Source organism: Pseudomonas sp. No.117 (genome assembly GCF_054558395.1).
Window position 1 is genome coordinate 37,457 of sequence record NZ_BAAJNP010000005.1, and the last position, 25,343, is coordinate 62,799.

Here is a 25,343-nt window from a genome sequence, read left to right on the forward strand (position 1 = left end):
ATCCGTAAATGTTATGTTATAACATATTAAAGCATCCCGACTCTTATCCCAGAGATGCGCCCCTTCCGCCCCCAGCTACCCGTGATGACCATGACCACCCAAGCCGCCCTTACCCGCCCCAAACTCCCCGTCACCGTCCTGTCCGGCTTCCTCGGCGCCGGCAAGACCACCTTGCTCAACCACATCCTCAACAACCGTGAGGGCCGCCGGGTGGCGGTCATCGTCAACGACATGTCCGAGGTCAACATCGACGCCGCCCTGGTCCGCGACGGGGGCGCCGAGCTCTCGCGCACCGAGGAAAAGCTGGTGGAGATGAGCAACGGCTGCATCTGCTGCACCCTGCGCGAAGACCTGCTGCTGGAGGTGGAACGCCTCGCCCGCGACGGCCGTTTCGACCAGTTGGTCATCGAATCCACCGGCATCTCCGAGCCGCTGCCCGTGGCCGAGACCTTCACCTTCGCCGGCGAAGACGGTCGCTGCCTGGGCGACGTCGCCCAGCTCGATACTTTGGTTACCGTGGTGGACGCCTTCAACTTCCTGCGCGACTACGGCTCCAGTGATTCCCTGCAGTCACGCGGCGAGTCCCTCGGCGAGGAAGACGAGCGCACCGTGGTCGACCTGCTGATCGAGCAGATCGAATTCTGCGATGTGCTGGTGGTGAACAAGCTGGACCTGGTCGAGCCGGCCGACCGCGACCGCCTGCTGGCCATCCTGCGCAGCCTCAACCCACGCGCCCGCCTGGAACTGGCGAGTTTCGGCGCCGTGCCCCTGGAGCGGGTGCTGCAGACCGGACTGTTCGATTTCGACGAAGCCGCCAAGGCACCGGGCTGGCTCCAGGAGCTGCGCGGCGAGCACACACCCGAGACCGAGGAGTACGGCATCACCAGCTTCGTCTACCAGGCCCGCCGCCCCTTCCACCCCGAGCGCTTCTTTGCCCTGGTCGAGGAGGAATGGCCCGGCGTGGTGCGCTCCAAGGGCTACTTCTGGCTGGCCAGCCATCCCGCCCATGCCGGCACCTGGTCCCAGGCCGGCGCCGTCGCCCGGCACGGCGTGGCGGGTCGCTGGTGGGCGGCGGTGCCGCCCGAGCAATGGCCGGACGACGAGGAGACCGTCGCCCTCATCAAGGAAAAATGGCACGAGGGCGTCGGCGACGCGCGCCAGGAACTGGTGCTGATCGGCATGGACATGGACGAAACCGCGCTGCGTGCCCGCCTCGACGCCTGCCTGCTGACCGATAGCGAACTCGCCGCCGGCCCGCGCGCCTGGACCCAGCTGCACAACCCCTTCAGCGACTGGCCCCAGCCCGCCGCCCCCCACTGATCCGAGCCCGCCGATGAATGCCATCCTTCCCGACGTCTCCCTGAGCGAGACCGCCACCCTGCCCGCCGCCCTCGACTGGGTCGGCATGCAGGGTATCGACCTGCCCCTCCATCTGCGGGAGGGCGAGTTCGGTGGCCTGCTGCCCGCCAGCGCCGACGTCCAGGTCGACCTGCCCTCGGCCACCAGCAAGGGCATCCACATGTCCCGGCTCTACCAGCTGCTGGATCGCCTGGGGACGGACGCGCCCCTGACGCCCGAGCGCCTGCGGTCGCTGCTGGCCGACATGGTCGCCAGCCATCGCAGCTGCGAGTCCCGCGCCGCCCGCCTGCGCCTGGACTTCGCCCTGCTGATCCGCCGTCCTGCCCTGGTCACTCCCGAGCTGAGCGGCTGGAAACGCTATCCCGTGCGACTCGAGGCGCGCTGGGTCGCTGGCGTCTTCCAGCTCAGCGCGCGCGTCGAGATCGCCTATTCCTCCACCTGTCCCTGCTCCGCCTCCCTGTCCCGGCAACTGATCGAGCGCGCCTTCCTGGCAGACCACGGGGCGGATACCTCGCTGGACTCGGCCACGGTCGCCAGCTGGCTGCGCCGCCACGCCTCCCTGGCCACCCCGCATAGCCAGCGCAGCCTGGCCCGGGTGCGGGTCGGGCTGCCTGACAGGGCAGCCGCGTTCGGCCTGCTGCCCCTGATCGATCATTGCGAAGCGGCCCTGGGCACCCCGGTACAGACGGCGGTCAAGCGCGCCGACGAACAGGCTTTCGCCGCCCTCAACGGCAGCAACCTGATGTTCGTCGAAGACGCGGCCCGCCGCCTGCTGGTGGCCCTGCGCGACAGCTACCCGGAGGTGAACATCCACGTCCGCCACCTGGAAAGCCTGCACCCCCACGACGCCGCTGCCTGGGCTGGAACACCCCGCTGACCGCTACCAGCGCACTATCTTCGCCGTGCGGGAAAACTCACCCAAGCCGCTTTCAAAATGGCGGCTTTGCCGCTTTACTGAAAACGAAGCGGCCCGCCCTGCGGCCGCTCTGCCCCTTGCCTTTCAGGAGAGCTTCTCGATGAAACCACGCCTCTCAGCTGCAGTCATGACCGTCCTGCTGACCACCCTCGGCTCCGGCATAGCGCTGGCGGAAAGTCCCTTGGAAAAAAGCGTCCGCCAAGACGGTCGCGATGTGCGCAAGGACGCCAAGCACGATGCCAAGGAAATCGACAAGGGCGCGGCCCACGCCGCCGACGAAGCCGACCGCACCGACAACCACCTCGACAAGGAGAGACACCGCGAGGACAAGAAGCTGGACAAGGAATACAAGAAGACGCTGTAGCTCTTAGGATTCGGACAAAGCCCCGGGCGCAGGCCGTCCTGGGCTTTGTCCCACACAGCTTCGCGCCTGCTTTCTACGGAAGGTTTCCTAGGCGGGGGGCGAAGCTCATCGATGATGGTCCGCCTCGAAAGCTCGGGAAGCTTTATATTAATCGAGCTGCTCCGTACGGGCGGCTTGGCAGAGATCTAGAGCCTGGGTAGCGCACGAGGCTACTGCTTGAAAAACACTGGAAGCCCAGCCCGTATCGACGTCTCGTCAGCGGTCGTGGAACATCCGAGTTCATTTGGAAGGGCCGCCAGGATCTGGTCAGCTGGAAAACAGGGAGGGTGTGTGAGATACGCGATGATTGTGGGTGTGATGACCCTGCTCGGTGGCTGCAGTCATTATTCAAGTAGAAGCACCCTTTGCGAGCCGAATCCTCTGGCCGGTGTCGAGTGCCAGCGCCCGAAGGCGCTTAATGAGATCGTCGGCGAGCAGTATCGCGAGTGGCGGAAGTATCAATGAACGCCTGGATCCTGCTCTTCGTACGCCCACCCCGTAGCACCACCTGCATCTTCACGGCTGCCCGTCCGCTACACTGATGCGCAAACAACAGCAGTTGCTGGTGCTTGCGCGAAAGGGCTGGCGTGGCCAAGGCTGCCGAGCGAGCCGAGCTACAAATCTTGCTTCCGCACCGGACCGTTCGGATGAGTGACGCTTACGATTACCTGCTGATAGCGGCCAGCTTCGGATCGGATATCCGCAAGGAGCTCAAGACGGGTCGGCGAGGCTGGCGCTGGGTGAAGAGGGTTCCCCGAGCGGCTTGGTGGATTGCTCTTGGCATGGACCTCGTCTACTGGACCCTGGCTCTAGCGCTGATAACGTCACTGCTCATGATCGCGATGTTGATCTGGCTGCGGTCGTAGTTGCACGCAGTGACAATCCAGGGAGATAGCGGCCCCTAAGCGCAGCTTCTGCCGCGGCCTCGGTAGCGACGAAGTGGCGGCTGGAGTAACGCGCGAGTTGCACGGCCAATCTCAATGGGCTCCGAATAGGGCCGTAGCAGAGGGCTAGCATGCCTACGAATCAAGAAATCACATTGCTCAGCGTTCTGGTATTGGTGATCACCTACGTCAAAGCCTGGGCATTCAAGCGATGGAAGATTTCACAGGCTCTGCAGTTTTTCATCGATTGGCTCATCTACCTGTCCTTCATTTTCTTGTTGACCGCGGTGCTGTACAACATGACTCGCGTGTCGATGAAGCCCAATTCAGCCAACTCGCCCAAGGTCATAGCCGTTCATCCCCTAGACGCTCGACAATGATGAGAGTCATAGCGACTAAACCGTCCCAATTGTCTGGATGCCGAAAGACAAGCAGTTTCATGGAGGAAACATGCCTGCCTCGCTGCGCACCTCGGGTCTCGTGCTGGTCATTATTTCCCTCGCAGCCTGCTCCTACCTTCGCCCAGCAAGGATGACCAGCGCCTACGGAGAAGGCTATAGCGATGGCTGCTGTGCCGGAGACGTAAGCGAGCGTGATCGCATTCCCCGAGCGCACCTGCAGGCTGAGTATTTCAACGGATGGACAGCGCGCTTCAAGACCTGCAAGGCAGAAAGGGATCGAGAAAAGTGGCAAAAACCTGCCCCCTTTCCGGGCCCGCCGAGCTGCGACCCCAAGTACAGAAGGTGTCGTGACTGATCATCACGCGGGCTGGCAACGTCAAGGTGAAGTCTGTGCTAGCCAACCGAGGACTAATCAACGCCTTGTCTTTAACGAGCCCATGTTGGGTAAAAACTGCGTTGGCTATTTTGCTCACGCGCTCAAGCACGACCCAGTTTAGGAAAGGCCCCAGCAACTGCGAGAATCGGCTTGATTCCCCGTTTCCGCGACGTAGAGGTCGTGTTGGCCCCTGATCACTCCCAGGCCGCCGGGGTAGAAGTCGTCCTGCCCGGAGCTGCCGAACTCGTCGACCGGTTCCAGCGCGAATCGCAATATCGTTTCTTGCGCAGTATCCAGGTGGGCAGGCTCCGGCAAGCTCGCCAGTGACTATGACAGTCAAAGGCATCCAGGCCATTCAGCCTGCCATGTATCTGGCTCGCTACCCGCTCTGCATATTCCCTGCACAGTCGATAAGGATACTTCCTCAGGCAGCCCCCACACTGCACCCGCAGAGGCCTGCCCGGCCAAAGCGGGCTTTAGGTTCGCGCCTCTGATCCAGCTGAACCTTCCCGGCACAAGGAGCGCGCCGGCCTTTCTTCTACCAGCGACCTGCCTCGCAATTATCGACGGTTCGAAGCCAATGATCCCTTCTCGACTGGTCACCGCCCTGCGTGACGGGCAGCTGCGAATGCAATCCGAAAGCCTGACCGCCGATGAAAGGCGAGCGCTATGCGAACATTTCGCAGCGCTGATGGGCCGGGAGACCGTGGCGTGCAACGACCAAGATCAGCAGAGATGGCTGCTGGCCAAGGCCTGGGCGTCGGCGGCAGGAAAGACAAAGCTGCATTTTCGCCACTCGGGGCCCCGCATGACGACGGGCATCGAGCAGGTCCGCGCCATCCTCGCTGATCTGCCAACCGGGCAATAGGTCGAACCTTCCTACCATCGTATTCATCGGCGATGAGGGACGACTACCAGTTTCCTCTGCGGCAGCCCGCGTTCGCTCCTACCCGGTTCGCTGCCGGTACTAAGGCCTGGCGAACAGGATCTACGCGCTCATAGCAAGGCACTGAGCACCGGCGCAACATTCGGATAGATCCAGTCCCTAATGGAGTACCTACCACGCTGCCCCCTAAGGGCCTATGTGGCATGCCGACCCAGAGCACAAGCGGTGAACGCATCGATCTCCTGCCGCACTCGCAACCACTACCTCAGAAGCTGCGAATGCCCAAGCAGCAAGCCCCCACTGCCTGATACCTCGCGGAGGCCCTGACCCGATGCCGCAAACCCTCCTTACCTGATGCGCGGTGAGCTGCTCAAACCGCACGAAATTTTTGGCCGCTGCAGCTCCGCTTCCAAGACGGTCGGAGAGCGGTATTGCCAAGCCAAGAAATGCGGCGAGGGCCTTAGGAGCCAGCAGAAAGCGTGCATCCGAGTATCTGGAGCGACCCATGAACGCCTTAAAGAGACGATCTACCGGCGCGTCGGCGAAGTCGTCGACGCTACCCACTGATCCGTCAGTAATGGGAATTGGCTTTAAAGTTACGGAAACCAGCCCCATATAGGGATCAGCCGGACTCGTGCGCCCAGAAACGCGAAAGCCCCGGCAGGCGGGGCTTTCAGGGAATCGCGAGTGGCGGAAGCGCAGAGATTCGAACTCTGGGACCCTTGCGAGTCGGCGGTTTTCAAGACCGCTGCCTTAAACCACTCGGCCACACTTCCGTAAGAGGGGCGCATAGTACCTGATGGCAACACACTGTCAAACACTCGCAAGCGATCCTTAAGCAACATTTGCTATCTTCGGGGTCGTACGGTACATCACACCGTCTATCTAGCTTTGGAGTACACCATGAACGAGCGTCAATACGCCTACAACCCTGCTATCGCGCAGCCGCGGGACGTCAGCCGTGTATTGCGCAACACCTACGCCCTGCTGGCCATGACCCTGGCGTTCAGCGGCCTGGTGGCCTTCGTCTCGCAGCAGATGCGGCTGCCCTATCCCAACATCTTCGTGGTCCTGATCGGCTTCTACGGCCTGTTCTTCCTGACCGTGAAGACCCGTGACAGCGGCTGGGGCCTGGTCAGTACCTTCGCCCTCACCGGCTTCATGGGCTACACCCTGGGCCCGATCCTGAACATGTACCTGGGCATGCCCAACGGTGGCAGCGTGATCGCCTCGGCAGCGGCCATGACCGCCCTGGCATTCTTCGGCCTGTCCGCCTACGCGCTGATCAGCCGCAAGGACATGAGCTTCCTGGGCGGCTTCCTGATGGCGGGCTTCTGGATCCTGCTGGGCGCCGTGGTGCTGTCCTTCTTCGTCCAGATCAGTGGTCTGCAGCTGGCCATCAGCGCGGGCTTCGTGCTCTTCGCCGCCGCGGCCATCCTGCTGCAGACCAGTGCCATCGTGCACGGTGGTGAAGACAACTACATCATGGCTACCATTACCCTGTACGTCTCGATCTACAATATGTTCATCAGCTTGCTGCAGATCTTCGGATTCGCCAGCAGCAACGATTGATCATCAGCGGTAGCCCAAAAGGCCCGCTTCGGCGGGCCTTTTTGCATCCATGAAATTTGCCATCGTTGTCCTTTCCCCTCCCCAGGCGCCCTCGTCGCGCCGGGCCCTACACTTCTGTGAAGCGCTGCTGGCCAGCGGCCACGAACTCTCGCGGCTGTTTCTCTATCGCGACGGCGTGTACAACGCCTCCCACGCCACGGTCAGCGGCCAGGATGAAACTGACCTGCCCGCGCGCTGGCGTGAACTGATCGAACGGCACCATATCGATGCCGTGGTCTGCATTGCCGCCGCCCTCAAGCGGGGCCTCCTGGACGAAAACGAGGCACGCCGCTACGAACGCGAAGGTGCGGTGAACGTGCGGGCGCCCTGGCAGCTCTCCGGCCTCGGTCAACTGCACGAGGCACTGCAAGACGCTGACCGTCTGCTCTGCTTCGGAGGCGACTGAGATGGCCAAGAGTACCCTCGTCATCACCCGGCAACCGGCGCTGGGCGGTCTCGCTCCGCGTGAAGCCCTGGATATCGTGCTGGCCGGTGGCGCCTTCGAACTGCCGCTGGCGCTGCTGTTCGCCGGTCCCGGGGTGACCCAGTTGCTGGCCAACGACAGCGCTGCACTCGAGCAGAAGGACCTGGGCGCCAACCTGTCCGCGCTGCCCTTGTTCGGCGTGGAGGCCATCTATGCGGAGGCCGCTGCTCTCAAGCGCCTGGGTATCACCCCCGAGCAGCTCCCCACCTGGGTGACGCCCTTGGCGCCTGCGGCCCTGGCGGCGTTGATCCATGACCATGACCAAGTGATTTCCCTGTGACTACCCTGCACCTGTTTTCCCGCTCGCCGCTCGCCGACGTCGATGCCCTGGACGCCCTGAGCTGGGTGCGCGGCGAGGATGTCGTCCTCCTCACCGGTGGCGCCGTGGAAGCGCTGCGCCCGGGCAGTGCCGCTGCCCGGTTGCTGTACCAGCTTCCTGCCGGCGCGACCCTTTATGCCCTGGCGGAAGACGTCCAGGCGCGGCGCCTGCAGCCCGAGCCTGCGGTGACCCTGATCGACTATCCCTCTTTCGTCGACCTGAGCGTGAATTGCGCCAAGGTCATCAGCTGGACCTGAACATGGCGCCCCTCGACCTCGACCCCGAAGGCTATCTACGCGACCTCTCCCAATGGAGCCCCGCGGTCGCCCAGCACCTGGCACAGCGGGAAGGCATCGAGCTGACCGATCGCCATTGGCAGGTGCTCCAGGCGCTACGGGACTTCTATCAGCAGTTCCAGCTCTCGCCGGCGAACCGGCCGCTGATCAAGTACATCGCCCAGACGCTGGGCCCGGAACTGGGCAACAGCTTGCAGCTCAATCTGTTATTCAAGGGAGCGCCGGCCAAGGTCGGTGCCAAGCTCGCTGGCCTGCCGAAACCGGATAACTGTCTATGACCCTCACCACGCCCGAAGAACATCCCTTCGCCGTCTATGTCCGGGCCCTCGGTAAGGGCAAACGCGGCGCCCGCAGCCTGACCGAGGCCGAGGCCGAGACGGGCATGGGCCTGATCCTCGACGGCCAGGTGACCGACGCCCAGCTCGGCGCCTTCCTCATGCTGCTCAGGCACAAGGAAGAGAGCGCCGAAGAGCTGGCCGGCTTCACCCGCGCGGTCCGGGCACGCCTGCCGCACCCGAATCTCGCCGTCGACCTCGACTGGCCCTCCTACGCCGGCAAGAAGCGCCACCTGCCCTGGTACCTGCTGGCAGTGAAATGCCTGGCCGGCAGTGGCGTACGCATCGTCATGCATGGTGGTGGTACCCATACCGCCGGCCGGCTCTATACCGAGCAGTGCCTGGCGGGCCTCGGCCTGCAGACGGCCCGGGACTGGCAGGCCGTCGGCGCCCTGCTCGACCAGGGCCATCCAGCCTTCCTGCCGCTGGCGGCCTGGATGCCCGAGCTGCAGCGGATGATCGACCTCAAGGCCGAGCTCGGCCTGCGCTCGCCGATCCACTCCCTGGTCCGGCTGCTGAACCCCAGCGGCGCACGCAGCATCCTGCAGAGCATCTTTCACCCCGGCTACCAGGAGGTGCATCGCGAAGCCAGCCGCCTGCTGGGCGACGACAGCATCGTCATCAAGGGCGAAGGTGGCGAAGTCGAGCGCAATCCCGACGTCATCGCCCATCTCTATGGCACCCGCGGCGGCGAGGCCTGGGACGAGAGCTGGCCGGCGCTCACCGAACGCCGCCAGGTCAAGCCCGAGCGTCTCGACCCGGCCCTGCTGGCCGCCACCTGGCGCGGCGAAACGGAGGATGCCTACGGACGCCTCGCGGTGATCGCCACCCTGGCGGTAGCCCTGCGCGCGCTGGGCCTGGATCCCGCCACTGCCCACAGCGAGGCCGAACGGCGCTGGGACGCCCGCGACCGCACGCTCTGAGGCCGTCACCGGAACCCTGGCCACTGCCCGGGTTCCTAACCGCAACCTAGCGGAGGATGACGACATGGGCTTGTTGGTCGATGGACAGTGGCAGGATCGTTGGTACGACAATGGCAAGGATGGTCACTTCAAGCGGGAAGAGGCCCAGCGTCGCGACTGGATCGCCCGGCCAGAACAGCCTATCCCGGACGGTGCCGAACGCTTCGCGCCGGAAGCCGGCCGCTATCATCTCTACGTTTCCCTTGCCTGCCCCTGGGCCCATCGCACCCTGATCTATCGCCAGTTGAAGGGGCTGGAGTCACTGATCGATGTCTCGGTGGTCAGCTGGCTGATGCGCGAGGAAGGCTGGACCTTCGATCCGGCGCTTGGCTCCACCGGGGACGACCTCTATCACCTCGAACGCCTCTACCAGCTCTATCAGCGCGACCAGGCCGACTACACGGGGCGGGTGACGGTACCGGTGCTCTGGGATCGCCAGCAGGAACGCATCGTCAGCAACGAATCCGCCGAGATCATCCGCATGTTCAATAGCGCCTTCGATGACCTGACCGGCAATCGCCTGGACCTCTACCCGGAAGCCTTGCGCGGGCGCATCGACGCCCTCAACGAGCGCATCTATCCGACGGTCAACAACGGCGTCTACCGGGCCGGCTTCGCGACGACCCAGGAGGCCTACGAAGAGGCTTTCGACGAGGTCTTCGCCACCCTCGACGATCTCGAAGGGCTCCTACAGCAGCAACGCTATCTCACCGGCGAATGGCTGACCGAAGCCGATTGGCGCCTGTTCACCACGTTGATTCGCTTCGATGCCGTCTACCACGGCCACTTCAAGTGCAACCTGAGGCGCATCCGCGACTATCCGGCACTGCAGGGCTGGCTGCGCGAGCTGTACCAGTGGCCAGGCATCGCCGACACCGTGGACTTCCAGCACATCAAGCACCACTACTATGGCAGCCACGCCCAGATCAATCCGACCGGCATAGTGCCCAAGGGACCGGCCTTGGAACTGGATCTGCCCCATGGCCGCGACGCCCTGGCCGGCGCCGGGATCCAGGGCTCGGCCTGAGCCTCAGGCGCTCTGGGCGCCTTCGAACCAGGCCAGCTTCTCCCGGAGCGCCACCACCTCGCCGACGATCACCAGGGTCGGCGCGTGGACCTCATGCTCGGCGACCAGCTGCGGCAGGTCCTGCAGGGTGCCGGTGAACACCCGCTGGTTAGCCGTGGTGCCCTGCTGGACCAAGGCCGCTGGTGTCGCTGGACTCTTCCCGTGGGCGATGAGCTGCTCGCAGATGGTCGGCAGGCCAACCAGGCCCATGTAGAACACCAGGGTCTGCCCGGGCGCGACCAGATCGGTCCACGGCAGATCGGCGGAACCATCCTTGAGATGCCCAGTGACGAAGCGCACCGACTGGGCATGATCCCTATGGGTCAGGGGAATGCCGGCATAGGCCGCGCAACCGCTCGCCGCGGTGATGCCCGGCACTACCTGGAAGGGAATGCCCTCGGCGGCCAGCTCCTCGATCTCCTCGCCACCGCGGCCGAAGATGAAGGGATCGCCGCCCTTGAGGCGCAGGACCCGCTTGCCCTCCCGGGCCAGGGTGACCAGCAGGCGATTGAGATCTTCCTGGGGGACCGCATGTTCGGCGCGGCGCTTGCCCACATAGATGCGGTCCGCGTCGCGCCGGCACATGTCGAGGATGGTCGGGGCCACCAGCCGGTCGTAGAGCACAACGTCGGCCTGCTGCATCAGACGCAGCGCACGGAAGGTCAGGAGGTCCGGATCGCCCGGACCGGCGCCCACCAGGTAGACCTCGCCGCGAAAGGTTTCCCCTTCACTCGCCAGCTTGGCTTCCAGCAACTGCTCGGCGGCCTGGGGTTGGCCGGAGAACACCTTCTCGGCGACCTCACCCTGGAATACCTCTTCCCAGAAGATGCGCCGCGCCTGGATGTCGGCGAAGCGCGCCTTGACCCGGGCGCGAAAGCGCTGGGCCAGCTGCGCGAGCTGGCCGTAGGTGGCCGGGATCCAGCTTTCCAGCTTGGCCCTTACCAACCGCGCCAGTACTGGGGCATCGCCGCCGCTGGAAATTGCGATCACCAGCGGCGAACGGTCGACGATCGCCGGGAAGATCACGGTGCAGAGTCGTGGGGCGTCCACTGCATTGACCGGCAGACCCAAGGCCTGGGCATCGTGGGACACGGTCTCGTTGACCACGTCATCGTCGGTGGCGGCGATCACCAGGCAGTGCCCGGCGAGCAGATCCGCCGCATAGCGTTGTACCAGGCACCTGCCACCCTTCGCCTCGACGAAGGCGCGGACCCCCGGCTCGATCTCCGGTGCGACCAGGGTGATGCGCGCCCCGGCCTCGGCCAGGAGCACGCTCTTGCGCAGGGCGATGTCGCCCCCGCCGATCACCAGCACCGGACGGCCGTCGAGTTTGTGGAAGAGCGGCAGGTAGTCCATCAGCCGATGACCTCGAGGCCGCCCATGTAGGGCTTGAGCACCTCGGGCACGCGGATGCTGCCGTCGGCCTGCTGGTAGTTTTCCAGCACGGCGACCAGGGTACGGCCGACGGCCAGGCCGGAGCCGTTGAGGGTGTGCACCAGCTCGGGCTTGCCCTCGGCGTTACGGAAGCGCGCCTGCATGCGTCGCGCCTGGAAGTCGCCACAGTTGGAGCAGGACGAGATCTCGCGGTACTTGCCCTGGCTCGGCACCCAGACTTCCAGGTCGTAGGTCTTGGTGGCGCCGAAGCCCATGTCGCCGGTGCACAGCGACAGCACGCGGTAAGGCAGTTCTAGTCGCTGCAGCACGGTCTCGGCGTGACCGGTCAGCTCTTCCAAAGCGGCGAACGAGGTGCTCGGCTCGACGATATGGACCATCTCCACCTTGTCGAACTGGTGCTGGCGGATCATGCCGCGGGTGTCGCGACCCGAGGCGCCGGCCTCGCTACGGAAGCACGGCGTATGGGCGGTGAACTTCAGCGGCAGGCGCTTGGCATCGAGGATCTGGCCGGCGACCAGGTTGGTCAGGGTGACCTCGGCGGTGGGGATCAGGTAGAGATCGCTCTCGCCTTCCCGACCGATCTTGAACAGGTCTTCCTCGAACTTGGGCAGCTGGCCGGTGCCCTGGAGGGTCTCGGCCTGCACCAGGTAGGGGGTGTAGGTCTCTTCGTAGCCGTGCTCGCCGGTGTGCAGGTTCAGCATGAACTGCGCCAGGGCGCGGTGCAGGCGGGCGATGGGGCCGCGCATCACGGCGAAGCGGGCGCCGGAGAAGCGGGCGGCGGTCTCGAAGTCCAGCCAGCCGTGGGTCTCGCCCAGGGCGACGTGATCCTTGATCTCGAAAGCGAACTCACGTGGGGTGCCCCAGCGACGGACTTCGACGTTGTCGTCTTCGTCCTTGCCCACCGGCACCGAGGCATCGGGCAGGTTGGGCAGGCCCAGCAGCAGGGCATCGAGTTCGCCCTGGACACTGTCGAGTTCACGCTTGGCTTCTTCCAGCTCGCCGCCCATGCGGTCGACCTCGGCCAGCAGCGGCGCGATGTCCTCACCGCGCGCCTTGGCCTGGCCGATCCCCTTGGAGCGGGCATTGCGCTCGGCCTGCAGGGTCTCGGTGCGGGTCTGCACCGCCTTGCGACGAGCTTCCAGCGATTCCACCAGGCTGACGTCGAGGACGTAGCCACGGGTCGCCAGACGTGCGGCCACCTCCTCGGTTTGGGTGCGAACCAGTTTCGAATCAAGCATGTCCGTGTCTCTTGCTTAGGAATGGGGGCGGCGGCGCGGGCGACAGGTCAGGAACGCCGCCGGCGCTGGCGCGGGCTGGACCGGTCGAGATCCGCCAGGTGCTGCAGTTTATCGCGGATCTTCAACTCCAGCCCACGGGGAACCGGGTCATAGTAACGTCGCGGCTCGAGCTCCTCGGGAAAGTAGTCCTCCCCTGCGGCATAGGCTTCCGGCTCATCGTGGGCGTAGCGGTACTCGTCGCCGTAGCCGAGATTCTTCATCAGCTTGGTGGGCGCGTTGCGCAGGTGCAGCGGCACCTCGCGCGAGCCGTTCTGGCGCACGTCGGCCAGGGCTGCCTTGTAGCCCATGTACACCGCGTTGCTCTTGGGCGCACAGGCCAGGTAGACCAGCGCCTGGGCGATGGCCAGCTCGCCTTCCGGACTGCCCAGGCGCTCCTGGACATCCCAGGCGTCCAGGCACAGGCTCAGGGCACGCGGATCGGCGTTGCCGATGTCCTCGCTGGCCATGCGTACCACCCGGCGGGCGATGTACAGCGGATCGCAGCCACCGTCGATCATCCGGGCGAACCAGTAGAGCGCGCCATCGGGATTCGAGCCCCGTACCGACTTGTGCAGGGCGGAGATCTGGTCGTAGAAGGCCTCGCCACCCTTGTCGAAACGCCGGCGCTGGTCACCCAGCAGACTCTGGAACAGCTCGGCGTCCAGCACCCCGCCGTCCTCGGCGAGGTCCGCGGCGTTCTCCAGCAGGTTGAGCAGGCGCCGGCCATCACCGTCGGCCGCGGCCAGCAACAGCGCCAGGGCATCCTCGGGCAGGCTCAGCTGGCGCTCGCCAAGCCCCTTGGGACTGGTCAGGGCGCGCCGTGCCAGCCCCTCCAGGGCCTCGTCGTCCAGGCTCTTGAGCACATAGACCCGCGCGCGCGATAGCAGGGCATTGTTCAGCTCGAAGGACGGATTCTCGGTGGTCGCCCCGATGAAGATCAGGGTGCCGTCCTCGACATAGGGCAGGAAGGCGTCCTGCTGGGACTTATTGAAGCGGTGCACCTCGTCGACGAAGAGGATGGTGCGCCGGCGGTACTGGGCGGCCTGCTGCTTGGCCACCTCCACCGCGTGGCGGATCTCCTTGACCCCGGAGAGCACCGCCGAGAGCGTCTCGAAATGGGCGTCGGACACCTGCGCCAGCAGCCGCGCCAGGGTGGTCTTGCCCACCCCCGGCGGCCCCCAGAAGATCATCGAATGCAGGGCGCCCTGCTCCAGCGCCTCGCGCAGGGGCTTCCCGCGGGCCAGCAGGTGCTGCTGGCCCGCGTAGTCATCGAGGGTCTCGGGACGCATGCGGGCAGCCAAGGGCTGCCCGACGGGTGCGGCGCTGAAGAGATCCATGGGGTGCGATCACTCCTGGATGACGTCGGCTCCCTTGGGCACCTGGAAGGTGAACTGGGACGCCGCCACCGGCTCGTTGAGCTTGACGTTGAAGAAGAGGATGTTGGTTCTCTGACCGGCGCCGTCGATCAACTGCATGTCGTTGATCACCCCGTTGCGGAAGGACAGCCGCAGGCTGTCAAACAGGCTGTCCTTGGTCTTGGGCTTGAGCACGAAGTCGACGACGTTGCCGGCGTCCTTGCTGGTGACGTCGAAGCTGCTCTCGATCTTGGAGATATCACCCGACAGCAGCAGCGCCGGCGTCTGGGTCAGGCGCAGGTCCAGCTTGCGGATGGTGACCTGTTCCAGGTCCGGATCGTACAGCCAGACCTGCTTGCCGTCGGAGACCAGCAGCTGCTCCTGGGGGGCATCGGAGTGCCAGCGGAACAGCCCGGGACGCTTGAGGCTCATGTTGCCGGCGGTTTCCTGCAGCCGGGTACCCGAACCGTCGAGGGTCAGCTGGGAGAACCGCGCGGTCAGGGTCTGGGCCTTGTCCAGCAGCTGCGACAGACGACCCACCGACGCCTGGTCGGCATGGGCGGAAAAGCTTACGGCGGCCAGGGCCGCCAAGGCGAAGCAACGCAAGGTGCGCATCGAGGTCCTCATGGATGTCAGTCTCTCACCGGCGCCGGCGCTATGACTTCGCGCGAGCCGTTGGTGTTCATGGGCGATACGACACCGGCCATTTCCATGGTTTCGATCATGCGTGCCGCACGGTTGTAACCGATCTTGAGCTTGCGCTGGACCGCCGAGATCGAGGCCCGGCGGCTCTCGGTGACGAAGCGTACCGCTTCGTCGTAGAGCGGATCGTCCTCGTCGCTCTCGCCGCCTTCGCCGCCACCGCCCTCGAAGCCCGCGCCGCCGCCCTCGTCCGGGCCGCTGAGGATGTCCTCGATGTAGTCGGGCGCGCCCCGCTCCTTCCAGGCCTCGACCACGCGATGGACCTCGTCGTCGGAGACGAAGGCACCATGGACGCGGATCGGCAGCCCGGTGCCGGGAGGCAGGTAGAGCATGTCACCGTGACCGAGCAGCTGCTCGGCGCCGCCCTGGTCGAGAATGGTCCGGGAGTCGATCTTGCTCGACACCTGGAAGGCCATCCGGGTGGGAATGTTGGCCTTGATCAGGCCGGTGATGACGTCCACCGAGGGGCGCTGGGTGGCCAGGATCAGGTGGATACCGGCGGCCCGGGCCTTCTGGGCGATCCGCGCGATCAGCTCTTCGACCTTCTTGCCGACGATCATCATCATGTCGGCGAATTCGTCCACCACCACGACGATGGTCGGCAGCGTCTTCAGCAGCGGCGCCTCGTCATCCATGCTCTCGCGACGGTAGAGCGGATCGGTCAGCGGCGTGCCGGCCTCTTCGGCGTCCTTCACCTTGCGGTTGAAGCCCGCCAGGTTACGCACGCCCATGGCCGCCATCAGCTTGTAGCGCCGCTCCATCTCCGCCACGCTCCAGCGCAGGGCGTTGGCGGCTTCCTTCATGTCGGTGACCACCGGGCAGAGCAGGTGCGGGATACCCTCGTAGATGGAGAGTTCCAGCATCTTGGGGTCGATCATGATCAGGCGCGCGTCTTCCGGGCTCGACTTGAACAGGATCGACAGCAGCATGGCGTTCACGCCCACCGACTTACCGGAACCCGTGGTACCGGCCACCAGCAGGTGCGGCATCTTGGCCAGGTCAGTGATGACCGGCTTGCCGCCGATGTCATGGCCCAGGGCCAGGGTGACGGGCGACTTGGCCGCCGCGTACTCGGGCGACTCGAGGACCTCGGAGAAGCGCACCATCTGGCGATCCTCGTTGGGAATCTCGATGCCCACGGTGGTCTTGCCGGGGATGACTTCCACCACCCGCACACTGAACACGGCGAGCGAACGCGCCAGGTCCTTGGCCAGGTTGGAGATACGACTGACCTTGACCCCCGCCGCCGGCTGGATCTCGAAGCGGGTGATCACCGGGCCGGGATGGACGCTCTCGACCAGCACCTCGACGCCGAACTCCTTGAGCTTGACCTCCAGCAGGCGCGACATGTTTTCGAGGAATTCCGGCGAATAGCTCTGCTGCTTCTTCTCGGCGCGATCGAGGATCGACAGCGGTGGCAGGGTGCCTTCCAGGTCGGCGTCGACCCGCGGCACGGCGACTGGCGGCGAATAGGCAGCCGGGGCCGGAGCGGCCTTGCGTGGCGGCGCCGGCATGGCGACGCTGGCAGCGGCGGCCACGGGTGCCGCCGCCACGGGCGCTGCCACAGGCGCTGCCGGTTCGGCCACGACCCGGCTGGGCGTAGGCATCTCGATGCGCGGCGCAGCGCGCTCCACCCGTGGCGGGGGCGCGATGTCGAGCAGGTCGTCCAGCTCTTCGTCGGCGACCGGCACCTCGCGGGGCTTGGCCTTGCGTGCCACTGGCGGCGCGACCGGTGTCTCGAAGGCATCCAGCTCCGGCGCCTGCCGGCGTCCGCCGGCCAGGCGGTTGAAGCCGCCCTGCACCAGGTCCAGCAGATCGAGCACGACCTTGCCGGTGAAATCCATCACCTTGAACCAGGACAGGTCGGTGAAGACCGTCAACCCGAGCAGGAACAGCGCCAGGAACAGCAGCGTACTGCCCTGGACATTGAGCGCCGTGACCGCCAGCTGCCCGAGACTTTCACCCAGGGCCCCCCCGGCAGACGCCGGCAGGGCCGAGACCGCATGGAAATGGATGTAGGCCAGCACCGAACCGGAGATCACCAGCAGGACCAGGCCGGTCAGCCGCCAGGAGAACAGCCAGCCGCTCCATTCCCAGGGCAGATGCCGCTTGCGGAAGATCTGCCAGGTCTTCACCGCGAGCAGCACGGGGAACACGAAGGCGAAGTAGCCGAGCGCCATGAAGAGGACGTCGGCCAGCCAGGCACCCGCCCGGCCGGCGGTGTTGTGCACCTGGTCGATGCGACTGGTATGGGTCCAACCCGGATCGGAGGGGTCGTAGCTCAACAGAGCCATGAGCAGGTACAGGCACAGGGCGGCGAGTGCGATGAGCACCACCTCCTTGAGACGATAATGCAGATGCTCACGCCAATGGTTGACGTGGCTGGCAGAACTGGATTGCTTCAAGCGCGCTTTTCCCGCACACGGAACGTGTGACCGTGAATCTAAAACAGTGCGCCATTCTAGATCGCCCGGACCCTGGTTCTACAGTCCCAGGGCGAAACATGGCACGATAGCGGACGGCAATACCGGAACCGCCTTCAGGCACAACATTGGAGCATTCTTTCGTTGTCCTGACAAAGAGTTATGACGATTTCTTGAGCTTGTTACGCACAAGGCTCGCACCTTTAGCTTCCTGCATCAGAAGGCGCCCTCCCCTACCATGGTGAAATGGCTGACCCGCGAAAGCCCTGACTTCCCGCCCCTGCAGCAGGCCCTGCGCGAACCCAACGGACTGCTGGCGATCGGCGGCGACCTGAGTGCGGCGCGCCTGGTCCGCGCCTATCGTCATGGCTGCTTTCCCTGGTACCAGGCCGGCCAGCCGCTGTTGTGGTGGTCACCCGACCCCCGTACCGTGCTCTTCCCGCCGGACCTGCACGTTTCCCGCAGCCTGGCGAAGACCCTGCGCAAGACGCCGCTACGGGTCACCTACGACCAGGCCTTCGACCAGGTCATCCAGGCCTGCGCCGGCCCCCGTCGCGACGCCGATGGCACCTGGATCACCACGGAGATGCGCCAGGCCTATCGCGAACTGCACGCCCAGGGCTGGGCGCACTCGGTGGAAGTCTGGGATCGCGAACGCCTGGTCGGCGGCCTCTACGGCATCGCCATGGGCAAGCTGTTCTTTGGCGAATCCATGTTCAGCCTGGCGGACAATGCTTCCAAGATCGGCTTCGCCACCCTGGTGCGAGACCTCGCCGCCTGGGGCTTCGTGATGATCGACTGCCAGATGCACACCGCACATCTGGAGAGCCTCGGCGCCAGCAGCCTGTCTCGGGAACGCTTTGCCGAATACCTGGCCAAATACCTGGATCAGGCCAGCATGGCCGCCTGGCCTACCGTCAGCGGGTGACTTACACTCAGGCGAGGCTTATGTAGAGGTTCGACATGACCGAGCTGGCGAGACTCAAGTTTTACGCTACCCAGCCCCACGCGTGCAGTTACCTGCCCAACGAGCAGGCGACTACGCTGTTCCTCGACCCCTCGCAGCCCATGAACGGTCAGATCTACGCCGAGCTGTCCGAGCTGGGCTTCCGGCGCAGCGGCGACCACCTCTACCGGCCCCACTGCCAGCTGTGCAAAGCCTGCGTCCCCGCCCGCATCCCCGTCGCCCGCTTCCGCCCCAGCCGCAAGCAGAACCGGGTCCTCAAGCGCAACGCCGACATCAAGGTCACCCGCTGCGAGCCGGGCTTCACCGAGGAACGCTACCAGCTCTACGCCCGCTACATCAGCGAACGCCATGCCGACGGCGACATGTTCCCGCCGAGCCGGGGGCAGTTTTCCACCTTCCTGGTCAGCAGCCTGCCCTACGCCTTCTTCTATGAACTGCGGGTCGCCGACCGGCTGATCGGTATCGCCGTCACCGACGTGCTGCCCAATGGCATGTCGGCGGTCTACACCTTCTACGATCCTAACGAGGAGAAGCGCAGCCTGGGCGTCTTCGGCATCCTCTGGCAGATCGCCGAAACCCGCCGCCTCGGCCTGGACGCGGTTTATCTCGGTTATTGGATCAAAGGGTGTCGCAAGATGTCCTATAAGACCGAGTATCGCCCCATCGAGCTCTTCGTCAATCAGCGCTGGGTCGCCCTGGCCTGACGAAATAGCGCTTTTTCTGAATTTCTGTCAGAATATGGGCCTTTTTCGCCCGGACTGCTCTGGGCCTATCTTGTCACCGAGGGCTTTTCTATATATGTCGAAAGAAGACAGCTTCGAAATGGAAGGTACTGTCGTCGACACCCTGCCCAACACCATGTTTCGCGTGGAGTTGGAAAATGGGCACGTCGTCACCGCGCACATCTCCGGAAAGATGCGTAAGAACTACATCCGCATCCTGACCGGCGACAAGGTTCGCGTGGAACTGACGCCTTACGATCTGAGCAAGGGCCGGATCACCTACCGCGCACGCTAAGCGGATCCTTTCACGCAAAAGCCCGGCTATGCCGGGCTTTTGCGTGAGCGGGTGTAAACCGCAACCTGCCCTCAGGCAGGTTCGGCCGTGGTCTCGAACTCGAACTCCAGCTCGTCGTTGACCGCATCGATGTGGACGATGCCGCCATGGTCAGCCAGATCGCCGAACAGGATCTGCTCGGCCAGCGGCCGCTTGATCTTGTCCTGGATGAGCCGCGCCATGGGCCGGGCGCCCATCTGCACGTCGTAGCCCCGCTCCGCCAGCCAGCCGCGAGCGGCATCGCTGACTTCCAGTTGCACCCGCTTGTCTTCGAGCTGTGCCTGGAGTTCGGTGAGGAACTTGTCGACGATGCTCTTGATGACTTCGGTGCTCAGGCGGCCGAACTGGATGATGGTGTCCAGGCGGTTGCGGAATTCCGGCGTGAAGCTCTTCTTGATGACCTCCATCGCATCGGTGGTGTGATCCTGCAGCGTGAAGCCGATGGACGCCCGGGATGCGGTTTCGGCACCGGCGTTAGTGGTCAGGATCAGGATCACGTTGCGGAAATCGGCTTTGCGGCCGTTGTTATCCGTCAGGGTGCCGTGGTCCATGACCTGCAACAGCAGGTTGAACACCTCGGGGTGTGCCTTCTCGATCTCGTCGAGCAGCAGTACGCAGTGCGGTGTCTTGGTGATCGCCTCGGTCAGCAGACCGCCTTGATCGAAGCCCACGTAGCCAGGAGGCGCACCGATCAGACGCGACACGGTATGCCGCTCCATGTACTCGGACATGTCGAAGCGCACCAGCTCCACGCCCATGGCCTTGGCCAGCTGCCGCGCCACCTCGGTCTTGCCGACACCGGTGGGACCGGCGAACAGGAAGGAACCGACCGGCTTGTCCGGCGACTTGAGGCCGGCCCGGGACAGCTTGATCGCAGTGGACAGCGACTCGATGGCCAGGTCCTGACCGAAGACGGTCAGCTTGAGATCCCGCTCCAGATTACGCAGCAGTTCCTTGTCGGAGCTGTTGACGGTCTTGGGGGGAATCCGCGCGATCTTGGCGACGATATCCTCGACCTGCTGGACATCGATGCGCTCAGCTCGGCGATCCTCGGGCTGCAGGCGCTGGTAGGCACCCGCCTCGTCGATGACGTCGATGGCCTTGTCGGGCATATGCCGGTCGTTGATGTAGCGAGCGGCCAGCTCGGCAGCCGCACGCAGCGCCTCATCGGTGTACTCGATGTGGTGGTGCTGTTCGAAGCGACCCTTGAGGCCACGCAGGATGCCGTAGGTATCGTCCACCGAGGGCTCGACGACATCGACCTTCTGGAAACGCCGCGCCAGGGCCCGGTCCTTCTCGAAGATGCCACGGAATTCCTGGAAGGTGGTCGAGCCGATGCAGCGAATCTCGCCGGAGGACAGCAGCGGCTTGAGCAGGTTGGAGGCGTCCATGACACCACCCGAGGCCGCACCGGCGCCGATGATGGTATGGATCTCGTCGATGAAGAGCACCGCGTGGGGCCGCTTCTTCAGCTCGGCGAGCAGTGCCTTGAATCTCTTCTCGAAGTCGCCCCGGTACTTGGTACCGGCCAGCAGCGCACCGAGATCCAGGGAGTAGACCACGCTATCCGCCAGCAGATCGGGCACCTGGCCATCGACGATGCGCTTGGCCAGGCCTTCGGCGATGGCGGTCTTGCCAACCCCGGCCTCGCCCACTAGCAGCGGGTTGTTCTTGCGCCGGCGGGCCAGGATCTGGGCCACCCGCTCGACTTCGTGCTCGCGACCCACCAGCGGATCGATACGGCCCTGGCGGGCCTGCTCGTTCAGGTTGCTGGCGTAGGCTTCGAGCGGATTGTTGGAAGAACTGGGTTCGGCACCCTCTTCCTCAGCGGCTTCCTGGTCCTGCTCGGCGTCGGGCGCAGCGCCGGGCACCTTGGAAATGCCGTGGGCGATGAAGTTGACGACGTCGATACGCGCCACGCTCTGCTGCTTGAGCAGGAACACCGCCTGGCTCTCCTGCTCGCTGAAGATGGCGACCAGTACGTTGGCGCCAGTCACTTCGCGCTTGCCGGAACTCTGCACATGGAAGACCGCGCGCTGCAGGACGCGCTGGAAGCCCAGCGTCGGCTGCGTCTCGCGCTCGTCATCCTGCTGTGGAATCAATGGCGTGGTGGAATCTATGAATTCCAACAGATCGCGGCGCAGGCGATCGATATTGGCGCCGCAGGCCCTCAACACGGTGGCGGCCGCTTCGTTGTCCAGCAGCGCCAGCAGGAGGTGCTCAACGGTCATGAATTCATGACGCTTCGTCCTCGCCTCCTTGAAGGCGAGATTCAGGGTGACTTCGAGCTCACGATTCAACATAGCTTCACCTCTTAGCCCAAGCAGCACAGTAGCCCAAGCAGCACAGATCTAACCTTCGATTTCGATTTCACACAGCAGCGGGTGGTTGCACTCCCTCGCATATTGATTGACTTGCATGGCCTTGGTTTCAGCGACATCGCGAGTAAATGTTCCACAGACCGCCTTGCCCTGGGTATGCACGGTCAGCATCACCTGGGTGGCCGCTTCGCGGTTCATGCTGAAGTAGCGTTCCAGCACCTCTACGACGAACTCCATGGGGGTGTAGTCATCGTTATACATCAGAACGCGATATCTGGCTGGCCGTTTTAGTGCAGGTTTGGCTTCCTGCACCGCCAGGCCACCGTTGTCGCCGTCCTGATGTTCGTTTTCGTCCGCCGCCAGTCGGATGGGGTCGATTGCACGCATTCTGATCGATTCCGAATTACGGGATGAATAGCAGGAAAAAAGAGCTTGATCCACGTCTCAGCCACCCATTGCCTTGCCTTGACTAAGACGGAAAGGGTGTTACAAACATCCTGTACCCGACGGGGTACCAGAGGGTTCCGTCGTAGTGGCGCCTGTGTGGATTCACTGGAACTGTAGTCGAATGATACTCCAGGCTTGGAGTCCTTTGCAGAGGGAGCCGGTATGCTCAGTGGCAAGGTCAAATGGTTTAACAACGCCAAAGGATATGGCTTCATCGTTGCAGATAACAGTGATGAAGACCTATTCGCTCATTACTCGGCCATTCAGATGGACGGCTATCGAACCCTGAAGGCGGGTCAGGCGGTCAATTTCAATATCGTTCAGGGCCCCAAGGGCCTGCATGCCGTGGAAATCCGCGCGGCCGAGGCTGGCGTCGCCGCCACTGCCCCCACCGTGAGCACGGCGGATACGCGGGAGACGATCAGTACGGAAGCCTGATCTCACGCCCCTTCGGGGGCGCCACCCCCGCTGTCGCCCCGCTTCCCTTCACTGTGTCCCAGCGCTCGCTCCGGGAACAGCCTGTCCCTCACCAGATTCTTCAGCGTCCTCGCATCGGGGAAGCCGCCGTCGCGCTTGCGTTCCCAGAGCAGTTCCTCGCCACAGGCGATCTCGAAGACCCCACCGGTACCCGGTAGCAACGTCACTCCGCCAAGCTCGGTACCGAAGGTGCTGAGCAGCTCCTGGGCCAGCCAGCCGGAGCGCAGCAACCACTGACACTGGGTGCAGTACTGGATGGTGATGAAGGGTTTGACAGGGGTCACGCTGCACCTCACACGGCAGGGCTCCCTATAATACGCAGCCCTCGATCCCGTCCGCCATGTGGTCCGACCTATGCGCTCCTTGCTGCTGGTAGCCTGCCTCCTCCTGTCCGCCCTGTCCTGGGGTGTCGAGCCGCCCAAGGTCGGCCTGGTGCTGTCCGGCGGCGCCGCCCGCGGCCTGGCGCACATCGGGGTGCTGAAGGCCCTGGAACAGCAAGGCATCCAGGTCGACGCCATCGCCGGCACCAGCATGGGCGCGGTGATCGGCGGGCTCTACGCCGCCGGCTACAGCGCCGAGGAGCTGGAGCGCATCGCCCTGGACATGGACTGGGGCCAGGTGCTGTCGGATCAGCCGCCGCGCAAGGACATCCCCTTTCGCCGCAAGCAGGACGACCGCGACTTCCTGGTCAAGCAGAAGCTCAGCTTCCGCGACGACGGCAGCCTGGGCCTGCCCATCGGGGTGATTCAGGGCCAGAACCTCGGGATGATGCTGGAAAAGCTCTTCGTGCATACCAGCGACACCCGGGACTTCGACAAGCTGGCCATCCCCTTCCGCGCGGTGGCCACCGACATCACCACCGGCGACAAGGTGGTCTTCGATCACGGCCACCTGCCACGGGCCATTCGCGCCAGCATGTCGATCCCGGCAGTGTTCGCCCCGGTGGAGATCGAAGGCCGCCTGCTGGTGGACGGTGGCATGGTCGACAACATCCCCATCGATGTCGCCCGGGACATGGGCGCGCAACGGGTGGTGGTGGTGGACATCGGTACCCCGCTGCTCAAGCGCAAGGACCTGACCACGGTGCTGGACGTGCTCAACCAGTCCACCACCCTGATGACCCGCAACAACTCCCAGGCGCAGCTGGCGACGCTGGGCAAGCAGGATCTGCTGATCCAGCCGCCGCTGGCCAGCTACACCAGCGCCGACTTCACCGAGGTGAAGGCGCTGATCGATGCGGGCTACCGCGCGACCATGGCCATGGCGAGCGAACTGGCGGTGCTGCGCAAGCCGGCGCGGGACGAAAGATCCACGGCGGTGGCGGCGGCCCGCTCGCCGAGCAGCCGGACCCCGATCATCGACGCCATCCGCATCGAGAACGACTCCAAGGTCGAGGATGAGGTCATCCGCCACTACATCCGCCAGCGGCTGGGCGAGCCGCTGAACGTCGATCGCCTCCAGGACGACATGAGCACCCTCTATGGCCTGGACTACTTCGACCAGGTGGAATACCGCATTCGCCGCGACGGTCCCCGGGACAACGTGCTGGTGATCTATGCCCGCGGCAAGCGCAGCGGCACGGACTTCCTGCGGCTCGGCCTGAACCTGTCGGACGACCTGCGCGGCGACAGCACCTTCAACTTCGGCGCCAGCTACCGCATCAACGGCCTCAACCGACTGGGCGGTGAATGGCTGACCCGGGTACAGATTGGCGCTCACCAGGAGCTCTACAGCGAGTTCTACCAGCCGCTGGACGTCGGGTCGCGCTATTTCATCGCACCCTACCTCGGCGGCGAGGCGCGCAACATCGAACAATTGGAGCGCAACGACCCCATCGCCGAGTACCGTCGCGAGCGCTATGGCTTCGGCCTGAACGTGGGCCGGCAGATTGGCAACAATGCCGAGGTGCGCCTGGGCATCGGCCATGACTGGGGCAGCACCAAGGTGCATGTCGGCCCACGGGACACACCGGAGGAAACCTTCACCGAAGGCTTCTACGAGCTGCGCTACTCCTTCGACGACCTGGACGACGTCAATTTCCCACGCGAAGGCCAGGACCTGGCGCTGTCCCTCAAGCAATTCGACCCGAGCCTCGGCTCGGATTCCCGCTATCGGCAGCTCGACCTGCACCTGAACAAGGCGCTCAGCTATGGCGCCAACACCTTCGTGCTTGGCGGCGGCCTGGGCCGGACGCTCTCCACCGACAGCGACACCAACGTGGTCACCAGCAGCTTCCTGCTCGGCGGCGCCTGGCAACTCTCGGGTTATCGGCAGGATGCCCTGTCCGGGCAGAATTATGGCCTGGCGCGGCTGATCTATTACCACCAGCTCACCCAGAGATCGCTGTTCCCATTGGACACCCCCGTCTACCTAGGCGGCAGCCTGGAGCAAGGACGGATCTGGAACCGCGACGACGACTATGACAGTGGCAACATAGGCGCGGCCAGTCTGTTCCTGGGCCTGGACACCCCGCTCGGACCGCTGAAGTTCACCTATGGCCTGAGCGACCAAGGGGAGCACGCCTTCTACATCAACCTGGGCAACAGCTTCTGAAGGAGCGCCTCAGGAAGAGGCGCAAGCAGGAGCGGGAGACGTACTGACGGCTCGACCGGGCCAGGCGCGGCG

26 protein-coding genes and 1 tRNA gene are annotated in these 25,343 nt (G+C 64.5%); 18 read left to right on the forward strand and 9 right to left on the reverse strand.

Annotated features, from left to right (window positions below; translation table 11 throughout):
* The first annotated feature begins 84 nt into the window (after positions 1 to 84).
* The 6 genes from zigA to ACYJP6_RS12940 all read left to right on the forward strand — a co-directional run bounded on the left by zigA (position 85) and on the right by ACYJP6_RS12940 (position 5,207).
* The gene (gene zigA, locus ACYJP6_RS12915) at positions 85 to 1,320 is read left to right on the forward strand and encodes a zinc metallochaperone GTPase ZigA (RefSeq protein ID WP_459475412.1); all 1,236 of its coding nucleotides are present in this window, start codon (positions 85 to 87) and stop codon (positions 1,318 to 1,320) included.
* A 13-nt stretch (positions 1,321 to 1,333) separates the two neighbouring features.
* On the forward strand, positions 1,334 to 2,236 hold the full coding sequence (gene folE2, locus ACYJP6_RS12920) for a GTP cyclohydrolase FolE2 (RefSeq protein WP_459475413.1): 903 nt from the start codon (positions 1,334 to 1,336) through the stop codon (positions 2,234 to 2,236).
* Between the two features lie 139 nt (positions 2,237 to 2,375).
* Entirely contained in the window at positions 2,376 to 2,639 is a 264-nt protein-coding gene (locus tag ACYJP6_RS12925) for a hypothetical protein (protein WP_459475414.1), read from the forward strand.
* A 686-nt stretch (positions 2,640 to 3,325) separates the two neighbouring features.
* Complete coding sequence (locus ACYJP6_RS12930; RefSeq protein ID WP_459475415.1) at positions 3,326 to 3,544, forward strand: hypothetical protein; 219 nt, start codon at positions 3,326 to 3,328, stop codon at positions 3,542 to 3,544.
* A 149-nt stretch (positions 3,545 to 3,693) separates the two neighbouring features.
* The gene (locus ACYJP6_RS12935) at positions 3,694 to 3,942 is read left to right on the forward strand and encodes a hypothetical protein (protein ID WP_459475416.1); all 249 of its coding nucleotides are present in this window, start codon (positions 3,694 to 3,696) and stop codon (positions 3,940 to 3,942) included.
* Between the two features lie 977 nt (positions 3,943 to 4,919).
* Entirely contained in the window at positions 4,920 to 5,207 is a 288-nt protein-coding gene (locus ACYJP6_RS12940) for a hypothetical protein (RefSeq protein ID WP_459475417.1), read from the forward strand.
* A gap of 706 nt (positions 5,208 to 5,913) precedes the next feature.
* On the opposite strand, the gene ACYJP6_RS12945 is transcribed toward ACYJP6_RS12940, so the two are convergent.
* Positions 5,914 to 6,001 (reverse strand) — tRNA-Ser (locus ACYJP6_RS12945).
* 127 nt (positions 6,002 to 6,128) lie between these two features.
* Between ACYJP6_RS12945 and ACYJP6_RS12950 the strand changes: the two genes are divergently transcribed.
* The 7 genes from ACYJP6_RS12950 to ACYJP6_RS12980 all read left to right on the forward strand — a co-directional run bounded on the left by ACYJP6_RS12950 (position 6,129) and on the right by ACYJP6_RS12980 (position 10,259).
* Positions 6,129 to 6,797 (forward strand): Bax inhibitor-1/YccA family protein, encoded by a 669-nt coding sequence (locus ACYJP6_RS12950; protein WP_459475418.1) that lies wholly within the window; start codon positions 6,129 to 6,131, stop codon positions 6,795 to 6,797.
* Positions 6,798 to 6,846: 49 nt separating this feature from the next.
* Positions 6,847 to 7,242: a sulfurtransferase complex subunit TusD gene (gene tusD / locus ACYJP6_RS12955; protein ID WP_459475419.1), complete on the forward strand. Its 396-nt coding sequence runs from the start codon at positions 6,847 to 6,849 to the stop codon at positions 7,240 to 7,242.
* 1 nt (position 7,243) lies between these two features.
* Positions 7,244 to 7,600: a sulfurtransferase complex subunit TusC gene (gene tusC / locus ACYJP6_RS12960; RefSeq protein WP_459475420.1), complete on the forward strand. Its 357-nt coding sequence runs from the start codon at positions 7,244 to 7,246 to the stop codon at positions 7,598 to 7,600.
* Complete coding sequence (tusB, locus tag ACYJP6_RS12965) at positions 7,597 to 7,896, forward strand: sulfurtransferase complex subunit TusB (protein ID WP_459475421.1); 300 nt, start codon at positions 7,597 to 7,599, stop codon at positions 7,894 to 7,896. The genes tusC and tusB overlap by 4 nt, the downstream gene beginning before the upstream one ends.
* A gap of 2 nt (positions 7,897 to 7,898) precedes the next feature.
* On the forward strand, positions 7,899 to 8,213 hold the full coding sequence (locus ACYJP6_RS12970; protein WP_459475422.1) for a TusE/DsrC/DsvC family sulfur relay protein: 315 nt from the start codon (positions 7,899 to 7,901) through the stop codon (positions 8,211 to 8,213).
* The gene (locus ACYJP6_RS12975; RefSeq protein ID WP_459475423.1) at positions 8,210 to 9,193 is read left to right on the forward strand and encodes a glycosyl transferase family protein; all 984 of its coding nucleotides are present in this window, start codon (positions 8,210 to 8,212) and stop codon (positions 9,191 to 9,193) included. The genes ACYJP6_RS12970 and ACYJP6_RS12975 overlap by 4 nt, the downstream gene beginning before the upstream one ends.
* A 64-nt stretch (positions 9,194 to 9,257) precedes the next feature.
* Positions 9,258 to 10,259, forward strand: coding sequence for a glutathione S-transferase family protein (locus ACYJP6_RS12980; protein WP_459475424.1), 1,002 nt, complete (start codon positions 9,258 to 9,260; stop codon positions 10,257 to 10,259).
* A 3-nt stretch (positions 10,260 to 10,262) separates the two neighbouring features.
* Here the strand turns inward: ACYJP6_RS12980 and cysG are convergent, their stop codons facing one another.
* Genes cysG through ACYJP6_RS13005 form a run of 5 tightly spaced genes read right to left on the reverse strand, consistent with a single transcriptional unit; the run spans position 10,263 to position 17,432 of the window.
* Positions 10,263 to 11,654: a siroheme synthase CysG gene (gene cysG, locus ACYJP6_RS12985; protein ID WP_459475425.1), complete on the reverse strand. Its 1,392-nt coding sequence runs from the start codon at positions 11,652 to 11,654 to the stop codon at positions 10,263 to 10,265.
* Positions 11,654 to 12,931, reverse strand: a complete 1,278-nt coding sequence (serS, locus tag ACYJP6_RS12990) for a serine--tRNA ligase (protein WP_459475426.1) — start codon at positions 12,929 to 12,931, stop codon at positions 11,654 to 11,656. Before serS ends, cysG begins: the two co-directional genes overlap by 1 nt.
* 47 nt (positions 12,932 to 12,978) lie before the next feature.
* On the reverse strand, positions 12,979 to 14,307 hold the full coding sequence (locus ACYJP6_RS12995; protein WP_459475427.1) for a replication-associated recombination protein A: 1,329 nt from the start codon (positions 14,305 to 14,307) through the stop codon (positions 12,979 to 12,981).
* 9 nt (positions 14,308 to 14,316) lie between these two features.
* A complete protein-coding gene (gene lolA, locus ACYJP6_RS13000) occupies positions 14,317 to 14,940 on the reverse strand; it encodes an outer membrane lipoprotein chaperone LolA (protein ID WP_459475428.1) in 624 nt (207 codons plus the stop codon).
* A 17-nt stretch (positions 14,941 to 14,957) separates the two neighbouring features.
* Positions 14,958 to 17,432 carry a DNA translocase FtsK gene (locus ACYJP6_RS13005; protein WP_459475429.1) on the reverse strand — a complete coding sequence of 825 codons (2,475 nt, stop codon included), beginning with the start codon at positions 17,430 to 17,432 and terminating at the stop codon, positions 14,958 to 14,960.
* Positions 17,433 to 17,688: 256 nt separating this feature from the next.
* On the opposite strand from ACYJP6_RS13005, the gene aat reads away from it, so the two are divergent.
* The 3 genes from aat (at position 17,689) to infA (ending at position 19,434) form a co-directional block, all read left to right on the forward strand.
* Positions 17,689 to 18,378, forward strand: coding sequence for a leucyl/phenylalanyl-tRNA--protein transferase (aat, locus tag ACYJP6_RS13010; protein WP_459475430.1), 690 nt, complete (start codon positions 17,689 to 17,691; stop codon positions 18,376 to 18,378).
* A 35-nt stretch (positions 18,379 to 18,413) separates the two neighbouring features.
* Positions 18,414 to 19,121: an arginyltransferase gene (locus ACYJP6_RS13015; protein WP_459475431.1), complete on the forward strand. Its 708-nt coding sequence runs from the start codon at positions 18,414 to 18,416 to the stop codon at positions 19,119 to 19,121.
* Positions 19,122 to 19,215: 94 nt separating this feature from the next.
* Positions 19,216 to 19,434, forward strand: coding sequence for a translation initiation factor IF-1 (gene infA, locus ACYJP6_RS13020; protein WP_002553999.1), 219 nt, complete (start codon positions 19,216 to 19,218; stop codon positions 19,432 to 19,434).
* A gap of 71 nt (positions 19,435 to 19,505) precedes the next feature.
* Here the strand turns inward: infA and clpA are convergent, their stop codons facing one another.
* Together clpA and clpS are read right to left on the reverse strand one after the other, a co-directional pair.
* Entirely contained in the window at positions 19,506 to 21,776 is a 2,271-nt protein-coding gene (gene clpA / locus ACYJP6_RS13025; protein ID WP_459475432.1) for an ATP-dependent Clp protease ATP-binding subunit ClpA, read from the reverse strand.
* Between the two features lie 48 nt (positions 21,777 to 21,824).
* Positions 21,825 to 22,181 carry an ATP-dependent Clp protease adapter ClpS gene (clpS, locus tag ACYJP6_RS13030; RefSeq protein ID WP_145010977.1) on the reverse strand — a complete coding sequence of 119 codons (357 nt, stop codon included), beginning with the start codon at positions 22,179 to 22,181 and terminating at the stop codon, positions 21,825 to 21,827.
* A 222-nt stretch (positions 22,182 to 22,403) separates the two neighbouring features.
* Between clpS and cspD the strand changes: the two genes are divergently transcribed.
* The gene (gene cspD, locus ACYJP6_RS13035; RefSeq protein WP_459475433.1) at positions 22,404 to 22,679 is read left to right on the forward strand and encodes a cold shock domain-containing protein CspD; all 276 of its coding nucleotides are present in this window, start codon (positions 22,404 to 22,406) and stop codon (positions 22,677 to 22,679) included.
* A gap of 2 nt (positions 22,680 to 22,681) precedes the next feature.
* Here cspD and ACYJP6_RS13040 read toward each other — a convergent pair whose 3' ends face one another.
* Positions 22,682 to 23,002: an Rdx family protein gene (locus ACYJP6_RS13040; RefSeq protein ID WP_459475434.1), complete on the reverse strand. Its 321-nt coding sequence runs from the start codon at positions 23,000 to 23,002 to the stop codon at positions 22,682 to 22,684.
* 70 nt (positions 23,003 to 23,072) lie between these two features.
* Here ACYJP6_RS13040 and ACYJP6_RS13045 point away from each other — a divergent pair, with 70 nt between their 5' ends.
* Positions 23,073 to 25,271 carry a patatin-like phospholipase family protein gene (locus tag ACYJP6_RS13045; RefSeq protein WP_459475435.1) on the forward strand — a complete coding sequence of 733 codons (2,199 nt, stop codon included), beginning with the start codon at positions 23,073 to 23,075 and terminating at the stop codon, positions 25,269 to 25,271.
* Positions 25,272 to 25,343 lie beyond the last annotated feature (72 nt).

Excerpts from the sequence above, each read along its gene's own strand:
- folE2 (WP_459475413.1), top strand. The coding sequence starts at position 1,334 with ATGAATGCCATCCTTCCCGACGTCTCCCTGAGCGAGACCGCCACCCTG.
- clpA (WP_459475432.1), bottom strand. The coding sequence starts at position 21,776 with ATGTTGAATCGTGAGCTCGAAGTCACCCTGAATCTCGCCTTCAAGGAG.
- cysG (WP_459475425.1), bottom strand. The coding sequence starts at position 11,654 with ATGGACTACCTGCCGCTCTTCCACAAACTCGACGGCCGTCCGGTGCTG.
- ACYJP6_RS13015 (WP_459475431.1), top strand. The coding sequence starts at position 18,414 with ATGACCGAGCTGGCGAGACTCAAGTTTTACGCTACCCAGCCCCACGCG.
- ACYJP6_RS12935 (WP_459475416.1), top strand. The coding sequence starts at position 3,694 with ATGCCTACGAATCAAGAAATCACATTGCTCAGCGTTCTGGTATTGGTG.
- tusD (WP_459475419.1), top strand. The coding sequence starts at position 6,847 with ATGAAATTTGCCATCGTTGTCCTTTCCCCTCCCCAGGCGCCCTCGTCG.
- clpS (WP_145010977.1), bottom strand. The coding sequence starts at position 22,181 with ATGCGTGCAATCGACCCCATCCGACTGGCGGCGGACGAAAACGAACAT.
- ACYJP6_RS12940 (WP_459475417.1), top strand. The coding sequence starts at position 4,920 with ATGATCCCTTCTCGACTGGTCACCGCCCTGCGTGACGGGCAGCTGCGA.
- ACYJP6_RS12970 (WP_459475422.1), top strand. The coding sequence starts at position 7,899 with ATGGCGCCCCTCGACCTCGACCCCGAAGGCTATCTACGCGACCTCTCC.
- ACYJP6_RS12925 (WP_459475414.1), top strand. The coding sequence starts at position 2,376 with ATGAAACCACGCCTCTCAGCTGCAGTCATGACCGTCCTGCTGACCACC.
- tusC (WP_459475420.1), top strand. The coding sequence starts at position 7,244 with ATGGCCAAGAGTACCCTCGTCATCACCCGGCAACCGGCGCTGGGCGGT.
- ACYJP6_RS13045 (WP_459475435.1), top strand. The coding sequence starts at position 23,073 with ATGCGCTCCTTGCTGCTGGTAGCCTGCCTCCTCCTGTCCGCCCTGTCC.
- ACYJP6_RS12930 (WP_459475415.1), top strand. The coding sequence starts at position 3,326 with ATGAGTGACGCTTACGATTACCTGCTGATAGCGGCCAGCTTCGGATCG.
- cspD (WP_459475433.1), top strand. The coding sequence starts at position 22,404 with ATGCTCAGTGGCAAGGTCAAATGGTTTAACAACGCCAAAGGATATGGC.
- lolA (WP_459475428.1), bottom strand. The coding sequence starts at position 14,940 with ATGCGCACCTTGCGTTGCTTCGCCTTGGCGGCCCTGGCCGCCGTAAGC.
- aat (WP_459475430.1), top strand. The coding sequence starts at position 17,689 with ATGGTGAAATGGCTGACCCGCGAAAGCCCTGACTTCCCGCCCCTGCAG.
- ACYJP6_RS12975 (WP_459475423.1), top strand. The coding sequence starts at position 8,210 with ATGACCCTCACCACGCCCGAAGAACATCCCTTCGCCGTCTATGTCCGG.
- ACYJP6_RS12950 (WP_459475418.1), top strand. The coding sequence starts at position 6,129 with ATGAACGAGCGTCAATACGCCTACAACCCTGCTATCGCGCAGCCGCGG.
- infA (WP_002553999.1), top strand. The coding sequence starts at position 19,216 with ATGTCGAAAGAAGACAGCTTCGAAATGGAAGGTACTGTCGTCGACACC.
- serS (WP_459475426.1), bottom strand. The coding sequence starts at position 12,931 with ATGCTTGATTCGAAACTGGTTCGCACCCAAACCGAGGAGGTGGCCGCA.
- ACYJP6_RS12980 (WP_459475424.1), top strand. The coding sequence starts at position 9,258 with ATGGGCTTGTTGGTCGATGGACAGTGGCAGGATCGTTGGTACGACAAT.
- ACYJP6_RS12995 (WP_459475427.1), bottom strand. The coding sequence starts at position 14,307 with ATGGATCTCTTCAGCGCCGCACCCGTCGGGCAGCCCTTGGCTGCCCGC.
- zigA (WP_459475412.1), top strand. The coding sequence starts at position 85 with ATGACCATGACCACCCAAGCCGCCCTTACCCGCCCCAAACTCCCCGTC.